This is a genomic window from Mixta sp. Marseille-Q2659 (assembly GCF_940807255.1).
In the GTDB taxonomy this organism is placed as follows: domain Bacteria; phylum Pseudomonadota; class Gammaproteobacteria; order Enterobacterales; family Enterobacteriaceae; genus Mixta.
Genome location: NZ_CALNWY010000001.1, coordinates 30,721 through 43,963 on the forward strand (window position 1 = coordinate 30,721; position 13,243 = coordinate 43,963).

The 13,243-nt window shown below is 54.6% G+C and carries 14 protein-coding genes; 8 read left to right on the forward strand and 6 right to left on the reverse strand.

The window, feature by feature from the left end; translation table 11 throughout:
• Positions 1-82: 82 nt before the first annotated feature.
• Together P3C52_RS00130 and rraA are read left to right on the forward strand one after the other, a co-directional pair.
• Positions 83-1,003, forward strand: coding sequence for a 1,4-dihydroxy-2-naphthoate polyprenyltransferase (locus tag P3C52_RS00130; protein WP_275553224.1), 921 nt, complete (start codon positions 83-85; stop codon positions 1,001-1,003).
• A gap of 96 nt (positions 1,004-1,099) precedes the next feature.
• On the forward strand, positions 1,100-1,585 hold the full coding sequence (gene rraA, locus P3C52_RS00135; RefSeq protein ID WP_275553225.1) for a ribonuclease E activity regulator RraA: 486 nt from the start codon (positions 1,100-1,102) through the stop codon (positions 1,583-1,585).
• Between the two features lie 108 nt (positions 1,586-1,693).
• Here the strand turns inward: rraA and zapB are convergent, their stop codons facing one another.
• Positions 1,694-1,933: a cell division protein ZapB gene (zapB, locus tag P3C52_RS00140; protein WP_275553226.1), complete on the reverse strand. Its 240-nt coding sequence runs from the start codon at positions 1,931-1,933 to the stop codon at positions 1,694-1,696.
• A gap of 440 nt (positions 1,934-2,373) precedes the next feature.
• Here zapB and P3C52_RS00145 point away from each other — a divergent pair, with 440 nt between their 5' ends.
• The 3 genes from P3C52_RS00145 (at position 2,374) to glpX (ending at position 5,879) form a co-directional block, all read left to right on the forward strand.
• Positions 2,374-3,231, forward strand: coding sequence for an MIP/aquaporin family protein (locus tag P3C52_RS00145; RefSeq protein WP_275553227.1), 858 nt, complete (start codon positions 2,374-2,376; stop codon positions 3,229-3,231).
• A gap of 30 nt (positions 3,232-3,261) precedes the next feature.
• Entirely contained in the window at positions 3,262-4,776 is a 1,515-nt protein-coding gene (glpK, locus tag P3C52_RS00150) for a glycerol kinase GlpK (RefSeq protein WP_275553528.1), read from the forward strand.
• A 92-nt stretch (positions 4,777-4,868) separates the two neighbouring features.
• A complete protein-coding gene (gene glpX / locus P3C52_RS00155; protein WP_275553228.1) occupies positions 4,869-5,879 on the forward strand; it encodes a class II fructose-bisphosphatase in 1,011 nt (336 codons plus the stop codon).
• Between the two features lie 3 nt (positions 5,880-5,882).
• On the opposite strand, the gene emrD is transcribed toward glpX, so the two are convergent.
• The gene (gene emrD / locus P3C52_RS00160; RefSeq protein WP_275553229.1) at positions 5,883-7,061 is read right to left on the reverse strand and encodes a multidrug efflux MFS transporter EmrD; all 1,179 of its coding nucleotides are present in this window, start codon (positions 7,059-7,061) and stop codon (positions 5,883-5,885) included.
• A 305-nt stretch (positions 7,062-7,366) separates the two neighbouring features.
• Here emrD and fpr point away from each other — a divergent pair, with 305 nt between their 5' ends.
• Positions 7,367-8,113 carry a ferredoxin--NADP(+) reductase gene (fpr, locus tag P3C52_RS00165; protein ID WP_275553529.1) on the forward strand — a complete coding sequence of 249 codons (747 nt, stop codon included), beginning with the start codon at positions 7,367-7,369 and terminating at the stop codon, positions 8,111-8,113.
• On the opposite strand, the gene P3C52_RS00170 is transcribed toward fpr, so the two are convergent.
• Positions 8,104-8,556, reverse strand: a complete 453-nt coding sequence (locus P3C52_RS00170; protein WP_275553230.1) for a DUF805 domain-containing protein — start codon at positions 8,554-8,556, stop codon at positions 8,104-8,106. The genes fpr and P3C52_RS00170 overlap by 10 nt on opposite strands.
• A gap of 101 nt (positions 8,557-8,657) precedes the next feature.
• Between P3C52_RS00170 and P3C52_RS00175 the strand changes: the two genes are divergently transcribed.
• Both P3C52_RS00175 and tpiA read left to right on the forward strand, forming a co-directional pair.
• Entirely contained in the window at positions 8,658-9,260 is a 603-nt protein-coding gene (locus P3C52_RS00175) for a DUF1454 family protein (protein ID WP_275553231.1), read from the forward strand.
• A 124-nt stretch (positions 9,261-9,384) separates the two neighbouring features.
• Positions 9,385-10,149 (forward strand): triose-phosphate isomerase, encoded by a 765-nt coding sequence (gene tpiA / locus P3C52_RS00180; RefSeq protein WP_275553232.1) that lies wholly within the window; start codon positions 9,385-9,387, stop codon positions 10,147-10,149.
• On the opposite strand, the gene P3C52_RS00185 is transcribed toward tpiA, so the two are convergent.
• The 3 genes from P3C52_RS00185 to pfkA all read right to left on the reverse strand — a co-directional run bounded on the left by P3C52_RS00185 (position 10,146) and on the right by pfkA (position 13,109).
• Positions 10,146-10,937: a CDP-diacylglycerol diphosphatase gene (locus tag P3C52_RS00185; protein WP_275553233.1), complete on the reverse strand. Its 792-nt coding sequence runs from the start codon at positions 10,935-10,937 to the stop codon at positions 10,146-10,148. The two genes, tpiA and P3C52_RS00185, sit on opposite strands and share 4 nt — an antisense overlap.
• 77 nt (positions 10,938-11,014) lie before the next feature.
• Entirely contained in the window at positions 11,015-12,004 is a 990-nt protein-coding gene (locus tag P3C52_RS00190; protein WP_275553234.1) for a sulfate ABC transporter substrate-binding protein, read from the reverse strand.
• 142 nt (positions 12,005-12,146) lie between these two features.
• Entirely contained in the window at positions 12,147-13,109 is a 963-nt protein-coding gene (gene pfkA / locus P3C52_RS00195; protein ID WP_275553235.1) for a 6-phosphofructokinase, read from the reverse strand.
• Between the last annotated feature and the right edge of the window lie 134 nt (positions 13,110-13,243).

A 13,243-nucleotide genomic window follows, 5' to 3' on the forward strand; every position in this document is an offset into this window, starting at 1 on the left:
GACGAAGATTAAGATGCTCGTACCTGCCTCGCCGTAGACTTCCCCTACCTCTTTCTGATTACATTCATCGGCGGTCACGCTTATGGAACATATTCAACGGGCAACCTTCTTTCATTTCCGCGCCTGGCTGGAAAGCCTGCGTCTGCGTACGTTGCCGCTGGCGTTCGCTTCCATTCTGACCGGCTCTGCGCTGGCCTGGTGGCAGGGGACATTTAATCTCACCGTGGCTTTACTCTGCTTTCTGACCAGCGGTTTGTTACAAATCCTCTCTAACCTGGCGAATGATTATGGCGACGCGCTAAAAGGCAGCGACGGTAGCGAACGGCTTGGCCCGTTACGCGGCATTCAAAAAGGTGCTATCTCATTAATGCAGCTGCGCGCAGCGATTTTTTTGACTACCGGACTGGCGCTGATTTGCGGCATTGTTCTGATCACTTATGCCTGTAATACGCTTAGCGATGTTTTTAGCTTCCTGCTGCTGGGCGCGCTGGCGATAGCGGCGGCCATTGCCTATACCGTGGGAAAAAAGCCTTACGGCTATCTGGGGCTGGGCGATCTCTCGGTATTAATATTTTTTGGCTGGCTGGGCGTCAGCGGCAGCTTTTATCTGCAAAGCCATAGCCTCGAACCACTGGTTTTGCTGCCGGCAACCGCCTGTGGCCTGCTGGCAGCGGCGGTTTTGAATATTAATAATCTGCGGGATATTGAAACTGACCGCCAGTGCGGAAAAATGACGCTGGCCGCGCGGTTGGGTGCCGATAACGCGCGTCGCTATCACTTGCTGCTGCTAAGCGGCGCACTTCTCTGCTTCGCCCTGTTTGCCTGTATCACACGTCCCGGCTGGGGAAGCTGGCTTTTCCTGCTGTCGGCACCGCTTTTCTGGCAACAAGGCCAATATATTTGGCGGGAAAAGTCCCCTTACGCGATGCGTCCCATGCTGGAGAAGACGGTAAAAGCGGCGCTGTTGGCAAACGTGCTGTTTTCTGTTGGCATGCTGTTTTGATTGATGTACCGCAACTTTTGCGCCGTTGATGATTTTGCCAACAACTTAAATAAAGCGATATACTTACCGCTCCTGTGGCAAACAGACGAAAATCCTATGAAATACGATACTTCCGAACTCTGCGACATCTACCATGAAGATGTAAACGTGGTGGAACCACTCTTCTCCAACTTTGGGGGGCGCACCTCGTTTGGCGGCCAAATCACGACGGTGAAATGTTTCGAGGACAACGGCCTGTTATACGACCTGCTGGAAGAAAACGGCCGGGGACGTGTGCTGCTGGTAGATGGCGGCGGCTCGGTACGCCGCGCGCTGGTTGATGCCGCGTTGGCGCAGCTGGCGGTGCAGAATGAATGGGAAGGCATTGTGGTTTACGGCTCGGTGCGCCAGGGTGACGATCTGGAAGAGCTGGATATCGGCATTCAGGCTATCGCCGCGATTCCGGTAGGCGCAGCGGGCGAAGGTATCGGCGAGAGCGATATTCGCGTCAATTTTGGCGGCGTCACCTTCTTTTCCGGCGATCACTTATATGCGGACAACACCGGCATTATTCTCTCGGAAGATCCGCTGGATATTGAATAACGCGTCTGGCTTCACCCTGGTTTATTCCGCAAGAGTGAATTGCTGACAGCAAAAACGGGTGCCTGGGCACCCGTTTTTTGCGTTCGATGAAAGCCGTATCTCAGCAGATTACACTTCTTCCATCTTACCTAACAAAGCCCGCAGGCGCTCCTGCCACTGAACCTGCTCTTCTTTCAGGTGCTGATTTTCACGAACCAGCGCTTCGCTGTTTCCTGATGCCTGCTGCACTTCATTCTTCAGGTTATTGTTCTGCTCTTTCAGCTCTTCGATTTCCATTTGCAGCAGCGTAATGGTATCAATCGCCTGCTGTACTTTCGCTTCCAGTTTCTCGAATACTTCAAATGACATTCTATGACTTCTCCTAATCGCAAGGCGTTGATGATGCCAGCCGCAGACGACGAGACATCACAAAAATTCGTAAAAGAACTAACTCCCCGATTGTAAGTAGCCACACAGTTCAAGTCCAGCGGCGAACTACCACGAAGCGCAGTCTGTAACAATTTTCAGCATATGCTGAAAGCGAACTTTGACGCCAGTGCGTGATAAAGCGGGATTTGTTAACAAAATGAGCGTAACGCGCCGTCCCCGGCGGCAAAAATGATGTTTAAGGAAAGGCAAAAGACGCGAAAACGCGCATTTTTTTGATGGAGTACACAGTTTTTAAGTTCGCTATTTCTCGTTTATGCGCGTTAACGATAAATTCACATCAGCCCTACATTTGTTTGGGCAGCTCAATGGAATGAAAACAACGATTGATAAAATTTAACCTCGCCTTCAGGAATTTCATTATGAGTCAGACAGCAACTAGCACACTCAAAGGCCAGTGCATTGCCGAATTCCTTGGAACCGGCATGATCATCTTCTTCGGCGCTGGTTGTGTCGCCGCAATGAAGCTGGCTGGCGCCGCTTTTGGACAGTGGGAAATCTGTATTGTTTGGGGACTTGCCGTTTCTATGGCGGTTTACATGACGGCGGGCGTCTCCGGCGCGCACCTGAGCCCAGCCGTTACCGTTGCACTTTGCCTGTTCGGGACTTTCGAAGGGCGCAAAGTGCTGCCGTATATTGTGGCGCAGGTCGCCGGCGCTTTCTGCGCGGCTGCCCTGGTTTATGGCCTCTATTACAATCTTTTCCTCGACTATGAAAGCAGCCACCACATGGTACGCGGCAGCGTAGAAAGTCTCGATCTGGCCGGTATCTTCTCGACATATCCTAATCCACATATTAGCGTGGGTCAGGCATTTTTAGTGGAGATGGTCATTACGGCGGTATTAGTGGCGGTCATTATGGCGCTGACCGATGACGGCAACGGCGTACCGCGCGGCCCAATGGCGCCGCTGCTGATCGGTCTGCTGGTCGCGATTATCGGCGGCGCAATGGGCCCACTGACCGGGTTTGCCCTTAATCCGGCGCGTGACTTAGGGCCGAAAATTTTTGCCTGGATGGCTGGCTGGGGCAGCGTCGCCTTTACCGGCGCACGTGATATTCCCTACTTCCTCGTGCCGATTTTTGGCCCGTTGATCGGCGGCTGCCTCGGCGCCTGGGGCTATCGCTCACTGATTGGTCGTCATCTGCCCGTTAACCTTACCGTCACGCAGGACACCAACGCGAAAAAGCCGGTGACGCGCGCTGAGCAGCGTAAAGCGTAACAGTGTTCAATCTTTGCACATCAGGAATTGATTATGTCTACAGATAAAAAATATATCGTCGCGCTCGATCAGGGCACTACCAGCTCCCGCGCCGTGGTGCTTGACCATGACGCTAATATCGTAGCGGTTTCACAGCGTGAATTTACCCAAATCTATCCCAAAGCGGGCTGGGTTGAACACGATCCGATGGACATTTGGGCTTCCCAAAGCTCCACGCTGGTAGAAGTGCTGGCGCACGCGGATATTCGCTCTGACCAGATCGCCGCTATCGGTATTACCAACCAGCGCGAAACGGCAATCGTCTGGGACAAAGAGACCGGCAAACCGATCTATAACGCTATTGTCTGGCAGGATCCGCGCACGGCGGATTATTGCGAGAAACTGAAAAAAGAGGGGCTGGAAGAGTACATCCAGCACACCACCGGCCTGGTGATTAACCCTTACTTCTCCGGTACCAAGGTAAAATGGATCCTCGATCATGTGGAAGGCGCACGTGAGCGGGCAAAACGCGGCGAGCTGCTGTTCGGCACCGTTGATACCTGGCTTATCTGGAAAATGACGCAGGGCCGGGTACATATTACCGACCACACCAATGCCTCCCGCACCATGATGTACAACATTCACAAACTGGAATGGGATCAGCGCATGCTGGAGATCCTGGATATTCCGCGTGAAATGTTGCCGGAAGTGAAATCCTCTTCAGAAGTGTACGGCCAGACCAACATCGGCGGTAAAGGCGGCACGCGTATTCCAATCGCCGGTATCGCTGGCGACCAGCAGGCGGCGCTGTACGGCCAACTGTGCGTTCAGCCGGGCATGGCAAAAAATACCTACGGCACCGGCTGTTTTATGCTGATGAATACCGGTACTGAGGCGGTAACCTCGACGCATGGCCTGCTGACCACCATCGCCTGCGGCCCGCGTGGCGAAGTGAACTACGCGCTGGAAGGCGCCGTCTTTATCGGTGGCGCGTCGATTCAGTGGCTGCGTGATGAAATGAAGCTGATCAGCGATTCCGCTGACTCCGAATATTTCGCGATGAAAGTGAAGGATTCCAACGGCGTTTATATGGTGCCAGCCTTTACCGGCCTGGGCGCACCTTACTGGGATCCCTATGCGCGTGGCGCGCTGTTCGGCCTGACGCGCGGCGCTAACGCCAACCATATTATTCGCGCTACTCTGGAATCGATCGCCTATCAAACGCGCGATGTGCTGGAAGCGATGCAGAATGACGCCGACACACGTCTGCAGTCCCTGCGCGTTGACGGCGGCGCGGTAGCTAACAACTTCCTGATGCAGTTCCAGTCCGACATTCTCGGCACTCGCGTGGAGCGTCCGGAAGTACGCGAAGTCACGGCGCTGGGCGCGGCTTACCTGGCCGGTCTGGCGGTGGGCTTCTGGAAAGATCTGGAAGAGGTTCGTGCGAAATCGGTGATTGAACGTGAATTCCGTCCAAGCATCGAAACCACCGAGCGTAACTATCGCTACGCTGGCTGGCGCAAAGCTGTCGCGCGCGCTCAGGCATGGGAAGATCACGACGAATAATGCGCAACGCCCGTACCGCCAGCCGGTGCGGGCCTTCCTCCCCTCACTGCTGTGATACACTTCCGCCTCCTTCGTTTTTTCAGAGGCCGGTCATGAAACGAGAACTCGCCATTGAATTTTCCCGCGTTACCGAAGCCGCCGCTCTGGCTGGCTATAAATGGTTAGGTCGCGGAGACAAAAACCAGGCTGACGGCGCAGCGGTAAACGCCATGCGCATCATGCTCAATAACGTCGATATCGACGGACAGATTGTTATCGGTGAAGGTGAAATCGATGAAGCGCCGATGCTCTACATCGGTGAGAACGTCGGCACCGGCAACGGCGATGCGATTGATATTGCCGTCGATCCGATTGAAGGCACGCGGATGACCGCGATGGGCCAGGCGAATGCGCTGGCGGTGTTGGCCGTTGGCGATCGCGGCACCTTCCTGCACGCGCCCGATATGTATATGGAAAAGCTGATTGTCGGCCCGGCCGCCAAAGGGCATATCGATCTTAATCTGCCGCTGGAAACCAACCTGAAAAATGTCGCGGCAGCGCTGGGTAAAACCCTTAATGAGCTGACGGTGACGATTCTGGCGAAGCCACGCCATGACGGCGTGATTAAGCAGATGCAGCAGCTGGGCGTGCGCATTTTCGCTATTCCTGACGGCGACGTCGCCGCATCGATTCTGACCTGTATGCCCGACAGCGAGGTTGATGTGCTGTACGGTATCGGCGGCGCGCCGGAAGGCGTGATTTCCGCAGCGGTGATCCGCGCGCTGGACGGTGATATGCAGGGTCGCCTGCTGCCTCGCCATCAGGTGAAAGGCGATAGCGAAGAAAACCGTCGTCTGGGCGAGCAGGAACTGACACGCTGTAAAGAGATGGGCATCAACGCCAATCAGGCGCTGACGTTAGAGATGATGGCGCGCAATGATAATGTGATTTTCGCCGCCACCGGTATTACCAGCGGCGACCTGCTGAAAGGCATTACGCGCCAGGGTAATATCGCCACCAGCGAAACGCTGCTGATTCGCGGTAAATCCCGCACCATTCGCCGTATCCAGTCGATTCACTATCTCGACCGCAAGGATACGGCGCTGCATCAGTGGATCCTGTAAATATCAAACGGCCTGCGGTTCCGGGCCTTTTGACAGCGGCCACCAGCAGATCAGCATCAGGATGGCGGTCGCAAACATCAGCATTCCCAGACTAAACTGGCTGTTCTGCGGCAGCATTGCCGACAGCCAGGCCACCAGCCCGGAGCCCAGATTTTGCAAGCCGCCGATCAGCGCGCCAGCCGTTCCCGCCAGCCAGGCATAAGGTTCCATCGCGCCTGAAGTTGCCAGCGGAAACATCATGCCCGCGCCGAAGAAAAACAGCGAGGCAGGCACCAGCAGCGTCCAGATATTCATAATGCCGAACCAGGCAGGCAGCCACATCAGCACGGCCGCCAGCAGACAGCTGTTCACCGCGTACCACATCAGCGTATGGAAGCTTTTATCATCACGACCGGCAAACCAGGCGCCAAAAAAAGCCGCCGGTATCGGCAAAATGAACAGCACGCTGACCGTCATCGCATCCAGACCCAGTACGCCGCCCATCAGAACACCGCAGCTGGCTTCATAAACCGCAATACCGGCCAGCGCGCCGATAAGCATAATCAGATAGCGCACAAAAATGCGATCGCTCAACAACGGACGATAGCGCGAAAACAACGGACGCGTTTCGCTAACCGGCGGACGGGTTTCCGGCAGCCAGCGCGCCATTGCCCCCGCCACCAGCAGGCACAGCAGCAGCAGGAAGGCGAAACAGGCGTGCCAACCAAACATCTTCGTCAGCAGCGCGCCAATTAACGGCGCCGCCAGCGGGCTGAAAAGAATCCCCATATTTAACAGGCTGTTCGCCTGACGCAGCGCGCTGCCGCTGTAAAGATCGCGCGGCATAGTGCGCGCCATGACGCCTGCAACGCCGGTGCCTAATCCCTGTAAAGCGCTGGCGGCCACCAGCCAGTCGATGGTCGGCGCAAACAGTGCGCCAAGCGCGCCCAGCATAAAAATCGCCATTCCCGCCAGGATCACCGGTTTACGGCCAATGCTGTCGGAAAGCGGTCCGTAAATGAGCTGCGAGCCGCCATAGGTCATCAGATACGCGGCCATCACTCGCTGCATTACGCCATCGCGCACATTAAACGATGCGGCAATGTCAGCCATTGCGGGGACATAAATGGTTTGCGCCATTTGTCCTACCGCAACCAATACAATCAGCATCAGTAACAGATGTCCGTTTTCTATTCTTTTCATAGCTATTTACAGGAAAAATACAGAAGAAAAGCCCGCCGTCAGGCTATTAGACAGCAAATCAGCAGGCATATTGGGTTTGACGGAGGCAAAAATAGCACTTTGCCTGTGGAAAGGAATACGTTATTCATAAGTTTTTTTGTTATTCCGTCAGCAGAAATTGCCCATCTTTGTAAAACTAACTGTACGAGCTACGCAAACCCGCCCCTCATTTTGTCGCTCAGAGCTTTTCTAAACTTCACAGGCTGGAAAAAGCGCCTTTGAGTGGCGAAGATAAGCGCAGGGCTAACTGGAAAGAGGAAAAGGTCATGGCGGAATGGGTTAACGGCAGCGTGACAGAGGTTACGCACTGGACAGAGAGTTTATTCAGCATCAAGGTTAATGCGCCCGTCACGCCATTTACTGCCGGACAGTTCGCCAAGCTGGCGCTGGAAGTCGAGGGAGAACGCGTACAGCGCGCCTATTCCTATGTGAATGCGCCCACCAACCCGGCACTGGAATTTTATCTGGTGAACGTGCCGGAAGGTAAGCTCAGCCCAAGACTGCACGCCTTACAGCCTGGCGATACGATTATGGTGACTAAAGAGGCCGCCGGCTTTTTCGTGCTGGATGAGATCCCTGAGTGCCAGACGTTATGGATGCTGGCGACCGGCACCGCGATCGGTCCTTATCTCTCTATTTTGCAACAGGGCGAAGGGCTGGAACGATTCCAGCATATTGTACTGGTTCATGCGGCGCGCTATGCCGCCGACCTGAGCTATCTGCCGCTGATGCAGCAGCTGGAACAGCGCTATAACGGTAAATTGCGCATTCAAACGGTCGTCAGCCGTGAGGAGAGTCCCGGCTCGCTCACCGGCCGCGTGCCGGCGCTGATCGACAGTGGCGAACTGGAGCGGGCGGTCGGGCTGCCGCTGGATGCAGAGAGCGGCCACATTATGTTATGCGGCAATCCGCAGATGGTGCGCGATACGCAGCAGCTATTAAAAGAGACGCGCGGAATGAATAAGCACCTGCGCCGCAAGCCAGGCCATATCACCAGCGAGCATTACTGGTGAGTATGATTTTCCGCGCCGCGCTTACGGAAATAGATTACCGACTGCGTGGCCCGGCCATAACGGTTTTCGCCCGCCGAACCGGAAAAGAGGCCTAACTCCACCAGCATAGCGATCAGGATCAGTGCCGGAATAAATCGGCCCAGCCCCAGCTGCCAGCCGGCACCGATCACATTCCAGTTACCCGCTAACAGTATCCAGGCCGCCACCAGTAAAAACGCCCAGTAGCCGCGCTTATTGCGATCGTGCAGGCGTTTTACCAGCACCGCGCTGGCTGGCCACAGCAGACAGACCACGCCGAAAGCGGCCATCTGCGTATCCAACAGGCCATTCCCCGCTAACGTAAAAAGCGCAATCATGGTTAACAGCCAGACTATCTGCCAAATCCAGAAGTCCCGACGTCCCAGACGGCCACGATAAGAGAAACACCATTGCTGTAGCGTCATGTTTTCATCCCAAGGAAAACGAAAAAGGGTGCCGCAGTTTTGACTTTGGCGGGTAAAAACCGTTCTAATCTGGGCTGAGTTTACTGGACAGGGCAGAAAAAATGAAGAAAGCGCCAGGCTCTTTGCTGACGCCATTCCCGCTATTGTTTGCGCTGCTCACGGGCACCGTCGCGCATGCCGATGAGGTATCGCCACGGAGTGAAGCGTTACCTACCGCGCCTTATCTGCTGCCAGGTGCGCCGACCTTCGATATGAGTATTGCGCAGTTTCGGGAAAAATATAACGCGGCAAACCCTGATTTGCCGCTCAGTGAATATCGCGCCATCGACAGCCGGCTGGATAAAAGCAATTTAACGCGCGCGGCCAGTAAGATCAGCGAAACGCTCTATGCTTCCACCGCGCTGGAGCCCGGAACCGGAAAAATTAAAACGCTACAGATAACCTGGCTGCCGATTCCCGGCCCTGATGAAAAAGCGGCCCAGGAAAAAGCACAGGCTTACATGGCAGCGCTCATGCGCTTTTTCTCGCCGACGCGTTCGGCAGAAGATACCAAAAAACGGCTGAATGAACTGCTGAGCAAGGGCAAAGGTGCGCGATATTATGCGCAGACCGAAGGCGCGTTACGCTTTGTGGTGGCCGATAACGGCGACAAAGGGCTGACCTTTGCCGTAGAGCCGATAAAACTGGCGCTCGCCGCGCCCTAAGCGTTGCGGCAAAAATGACGAAAAGCAAAGCCATTCAGGTTTAACATCTCTATACTGTCTGGCAGACATCGCTGCCCGGCGGGCAGTGTACTTTACTGGTATTGCGTTACACGTGGAGGATATGATGCGACATCCATTAGTTATGGGTAACTGGAAGCTGAACGGCAGCAAAAAGATGGTCAGCGAGCTGATCGATGGCCTGCGTAAAGAGCTTAACGCCGTTCAGGGCTGTGGCGTTGCCATCGCCCCGCCAGTGATGTATCTGGATCAGGCGCAGCAGGCGCTGGCCGACAGCCAGATCGTACTGGGTGCCCAGAACGTTGATGTGAACCTGTCCGGCGCGTTTACCGGTGAGGTTTCTGCCGACATGCTGAAAGATATTGGCGCGCGCTATATCATCATCGGCCATTCAGAGCGCCGTACTTATCACAAAGAAAGCGATGAGTTTATTGCGAAAAAATTTGCCGTGCTGAAAGATGCGGGCCTGATCCCGGTGCTGTGCATCGGTGAAACCGAAGCAGAAAACGAAGCGGGCAAAACTGAAGAAGTGTGCGCGCGTCAGATCGACGCCGTGCTGGAAAGCCAGGGCGCTGCCGCCTTTAACGGCGCGGTAATCGCCTACGAGCCGATCTGGGCTATCGGCACAGGCAAATCAGCGACGCCTGCGCAGGCGCAGGCAGTTCATAAATTCATTCGTGAACATATCGCGAAGAAAGATGCAAAAGTCGCTGAACAGGTCATTATTCAGTACGGCGGTTCCGTTAATGATAAAAATGCCGCTGAACTCTTTGCTCAGCCGGACATCGACGGCGCGCTGGTTGGCGGCGCTTCACTGAAAGCGGACGCCTTTGCCGTTATCGTGAAAGCCGCTGCGGCAGCGAAAGCCTAATCATCTACGGGCGACATGACTGTCGCCCGTTTTTTTTGCAGGATGGTACAGCGATGATCCTGCAGCTCTTCCGCTGAAGCCCGGTTCATTCGCAGCCAGTCACGCTCAATCGCCAGTAATGCCAGCCTGCCATCAGGCAAGGTTGCCAGCGCCAGACCAAATCTCCCCATCTCCTGCTGCGCCTGCGGCACTTCCTGCATCAGACGAATAAAACTGCTCTGCTGTTCCAGTTCGGCAGACGTCAGTGAGCGCACAAGCCAGCGATGCTGATTCAGCGTTACTGGCTGCCAGCGCGCGTTAAGCGCTGGTGTTAACCGATCCAGTTGCTGACGGACATCAGGCCGCAAGCAGGAAATATGAATATGCAGCTGGTTTTGCGTGCGGCCATATTCAGAATTAATGGTGAGCGACAGCGCGTTGTCGTTTATCGGTGCGCCGCGCCGCTGGCTTAGCAGGCCGCGCTGCTGCCAGGCGAGCGCAAAAAAGTTAGGTGTAGCGGGATTACTGAGCGCCGCGCTTTCGATGCCGCTAATACGGGCCACGGGCATCAGCAGATACTGCAAAGGGCCGTTACGATCTTTGAGCGTAACATAACCTTGCGCCATATCGACGCGCTGACAGGGGCTGGGATTATTTTTTTGCTGCTGGCCCGGGACGCACTGCTGGCTGATAATTTGCCACAGCGCGTTGCCGTTATGATGGAAGCGCCATGCCGCGAAGGCCAGCGCAATAAGCAGAAAAGCGATAACAGCCGTAACGATTTTTACCGCGCGAGCAGGCGACGACATGCAAACTCTCCCTTAATAACCTGCGACAATCCTCGCCATCTTCATGAGGATTGTCACGGTAAATTATCGGGAGCGAACTAGCGCTTCATCACCTGATCGTACGTGCCGCCTTCAGCAAAGTGCGTTTTCTGCGCCTGCGTCCAGCCGCCGAATTTGTTATCAATGGTAAACAGTTTCAGCGGTGTAAAAGTGCTGGCATATTTTTTTGCGACCTCAGGATCGCGCGGACGATAGAAGTTTTGCGCTGCGATAGCCTGCCCTTCCGGCGAATAGAGATAATTCAAATACTCGTTAGCCACTTTGCGCGTATCACGTTCATCTACCACGCGATCGACAACGGACACCGTCGGCTCAGCAAGGATAGATTCACTGGGCGTCACGATTTCAAACTGATCTTTGCCCAGCTTGTTAACCGCCAGGTAGGCTTCGTTTTCCCAGGCAATTAAGACATCGCCAATGCCGCGTTCAACAAAGGTGTTGGTTGCGCCGCGCGCGCCCGAATCCTGCACCTCTACGTTCTTAAACAGCGCTTTGACAAAGTCCAGCGCCTTCGCCTGATCGCCTTTGTTCTGATCGAGCGCGTAGCCCCAGGCAGCCAGATAGTTCCAGCGCGCGCCGCCAGAGGTTTTCGGGTTCGGCGTAATCACCGAAACGCCAGGCTTAAGCAAATCGGGCCAGTCGTGAATCTGTTTGGGATTGCCTTTGCGTACCAGGAAAACAATGGTGGAGGTATAAGGCGCGGCGTTATGCGGCAGACGTTTTATCCAGCCCTTATCAATACGGCCACGTTCGGCGATGGCGTCAATATCGGAAGCCAGTGCCAATGTCACGACATCGGCCCGAATACCGTTAATTACCGAGGTTGCCTGCTTGCCGGAGCCGCCGTGCGACTGACGGATAACCACGTTATCGCCGGTTTCCTGTTTGTAATGTGCGCTGAACGCTTTGTTATATTGCTCATACAGTTCACGCGTCGGATCGTAAGAGACATTCAACAGCTGAATATCTTTCGCCAGTACGCTGGTTGACGCCAGTAACACCGCCAGGCCCACACTCCACTTATTCATCACGCGCTCTCCCAAAGTTTAATTAACAGAAGCGTGACATAATCCTGATGGCGTTTTAAAGAATTAAAAATAGGAGGTTATTACTTAATGGAATATATGCGGAGATAAAAAAGGCGCCGCGAACGCAGCGCCCTGAATAGCATTAGTAAAGCTTTTTCGCCGTTTCCAGCCAGTCGCGCTTGAAGGGGCGCTTCATGTTTTCAATGGCATCAATGATGTCGTGATGAACCATTTTTTCGTTCTGGATACCGACGCAGCGTCCACCATAGCCCTGCAGCAGCAGTTCAATAGCATAAGCGCCCATACGGGAAGCCAGAATACGGTCATAGGCAACCGGCGCACCACCGCGTTGAATATGGCCCAGTACGGTAGCACGGGTTTCACGCTTGGTTTCGGCTTCGATATATTTAGCCAGCTCGTCAATATCACAGATATGTTCGGTGATCGCGACGATAGCGTGTTTCTTACCTTTTTCGATACCGGCTTTGATTTCCTGTACCAGCTCTTCGCGGGTGTACGGAATTTCGGGCAGAACGATAAATTCACAGCCGCCCGCAATCGCCGCCGCCAGCGTCAGATCGCCGCAATAACGGCCCATCACTTCTACGATGGAAATACGCTGATGCGAAGAAGAGGTATCGCGCAGACGGTCAATCGCCTCAACCACGGTTTCCAGTGCAGTGAAATAGCCGATGGTGTAGTCAGTACCGGCAACGTCGTTATCGATGGTGCCCGGCAGACCGATACACGGGAAACCCATTTCGGTCAGGCGTTTTGCACCCATATAGGAGCCGTCGCCACCAATAACCACCAGCGCATCGATGCCGCGCTTTTTCATGTTCTCAATAGCAACCTGACGCGTCTCTTCGTTACGGAATTCAGGAAAACGCGCAGAGCCCAGGAAGGTGCCGCCGCGGTTAATCATGTCAGAAACGCTATAGCGATCGAGGTTGATCATGCGGTCTTCATACAAGCCGAGATAGCCATCATAAATGCCACATACTTCCAGGCCTTCACTCAGGGCGGAACGGACAACCCCACGAATAGCTGCGTTCATCCCTGGGGCGTCGCCGCCGCTTGTCAGTACACCGATTTTCTTGATCATGGCTACCTCTGGACTCAATACTTGATGATGAATTCGTTACGCCGGGAAGGTTCGACGCCCGCTCAGTGTCCGATCTTACCGACTCATAATGGCAAATAGTATATCAAACCCCTGATGCTGAATTGATTCAGGTC

Excerpts from the sequence above, each read along its gene's own strand:
- P3C52_RS00130 (WP_275553224.1), top strand. The coding sequence starts at position 83 with ATGGAACATATTCAACGGGCAACCTTCTTTCATTTCCGCGCCTGGCTG.
- rraA (WP_275553225.1), top strand. The coding sequence starts at position 1,100 with ATGAAATACGATACTTCCGAACTCTGCGACATCTACCATGAAGATGTA.
- zapB (WP_275553226.1), bottom strand. The coding sequence starts at position 1,933 with ATGTCATTTGAAGTATTCGAGAAACTGGAAGCGAAAGTACAGCAGGCG.
- P3C52_RS00145 (WP_275553227.1), top strand. The coding sequence starts at position 2,374 with ATGAGTCAGACAGCAACTAGCACACTCAAAGGCCAGTGCATTGCCGAA.
- glpX (WP_275553228.1), top strand. The coding sequence starts at position 4,869 with ATGAAACGAGAACTCGCCATTGAATTTTCCCGCGTTACCGAAGCCGCC.
- emrD (WP_275553229.1), bottom strand. The coding sequence starts at position 7,061 with ATGAAAAGAATAGAAAACGGACATCTGTTACTGATGCTGATTGTATTG.
- fpr (WP_275553529.1), top strand. The coding sequence starts at position 7,367 with ATGGCGGAATGGGTTAACGGCAGCGTGACAGAGGTTACGCACTGGACA.
- P3C52_RS00170 (WP_275553230.1), bottom strand. The coding sequence starts at position 8,556 with ATGACGCTACAGCAATGGTGTTTCTCTTATCGTGGCCGTCTGGGACGT.
- P3C52_RS00175 (WP_275553231.1), top strand. The coding sequence starts at position 8,658 with ATGAAGAAAGCGCCAGGCTCTTTGCTGACGCCATTCCCGCTATTGTTT.
- tpiA (WP_275553232.1), top strand. The coding sequence starts at position 9,385 with ATGCGACATCCATTAGTTATGGGTAACTGGAAGCTGAACGGCAGCAAA.
- P3C52_RS00185 (WP_275553233.1), bottom strand. The coding sequence starts at position 10,937 with ATGTCGTCGCCTGCTCGCGCGGTAAAAATCGTTACGGCTGTTATCGCT.
- P3C52_RS00190 (WP_275553234.1), bottom strand. The coding sequence starts at position 12,004 with ATGAATAAGTGGAGTGTGGGCCTGGCGGTGTTACTGGCGTCAACCAGC.
- pfkA (WP_275553235.1), bottom strand. The coding sequence starts at position 13,109 with ATGATCAAGAAAATCGGTGTACTGACAAGCGGCGGCGACGCCCCAGGG.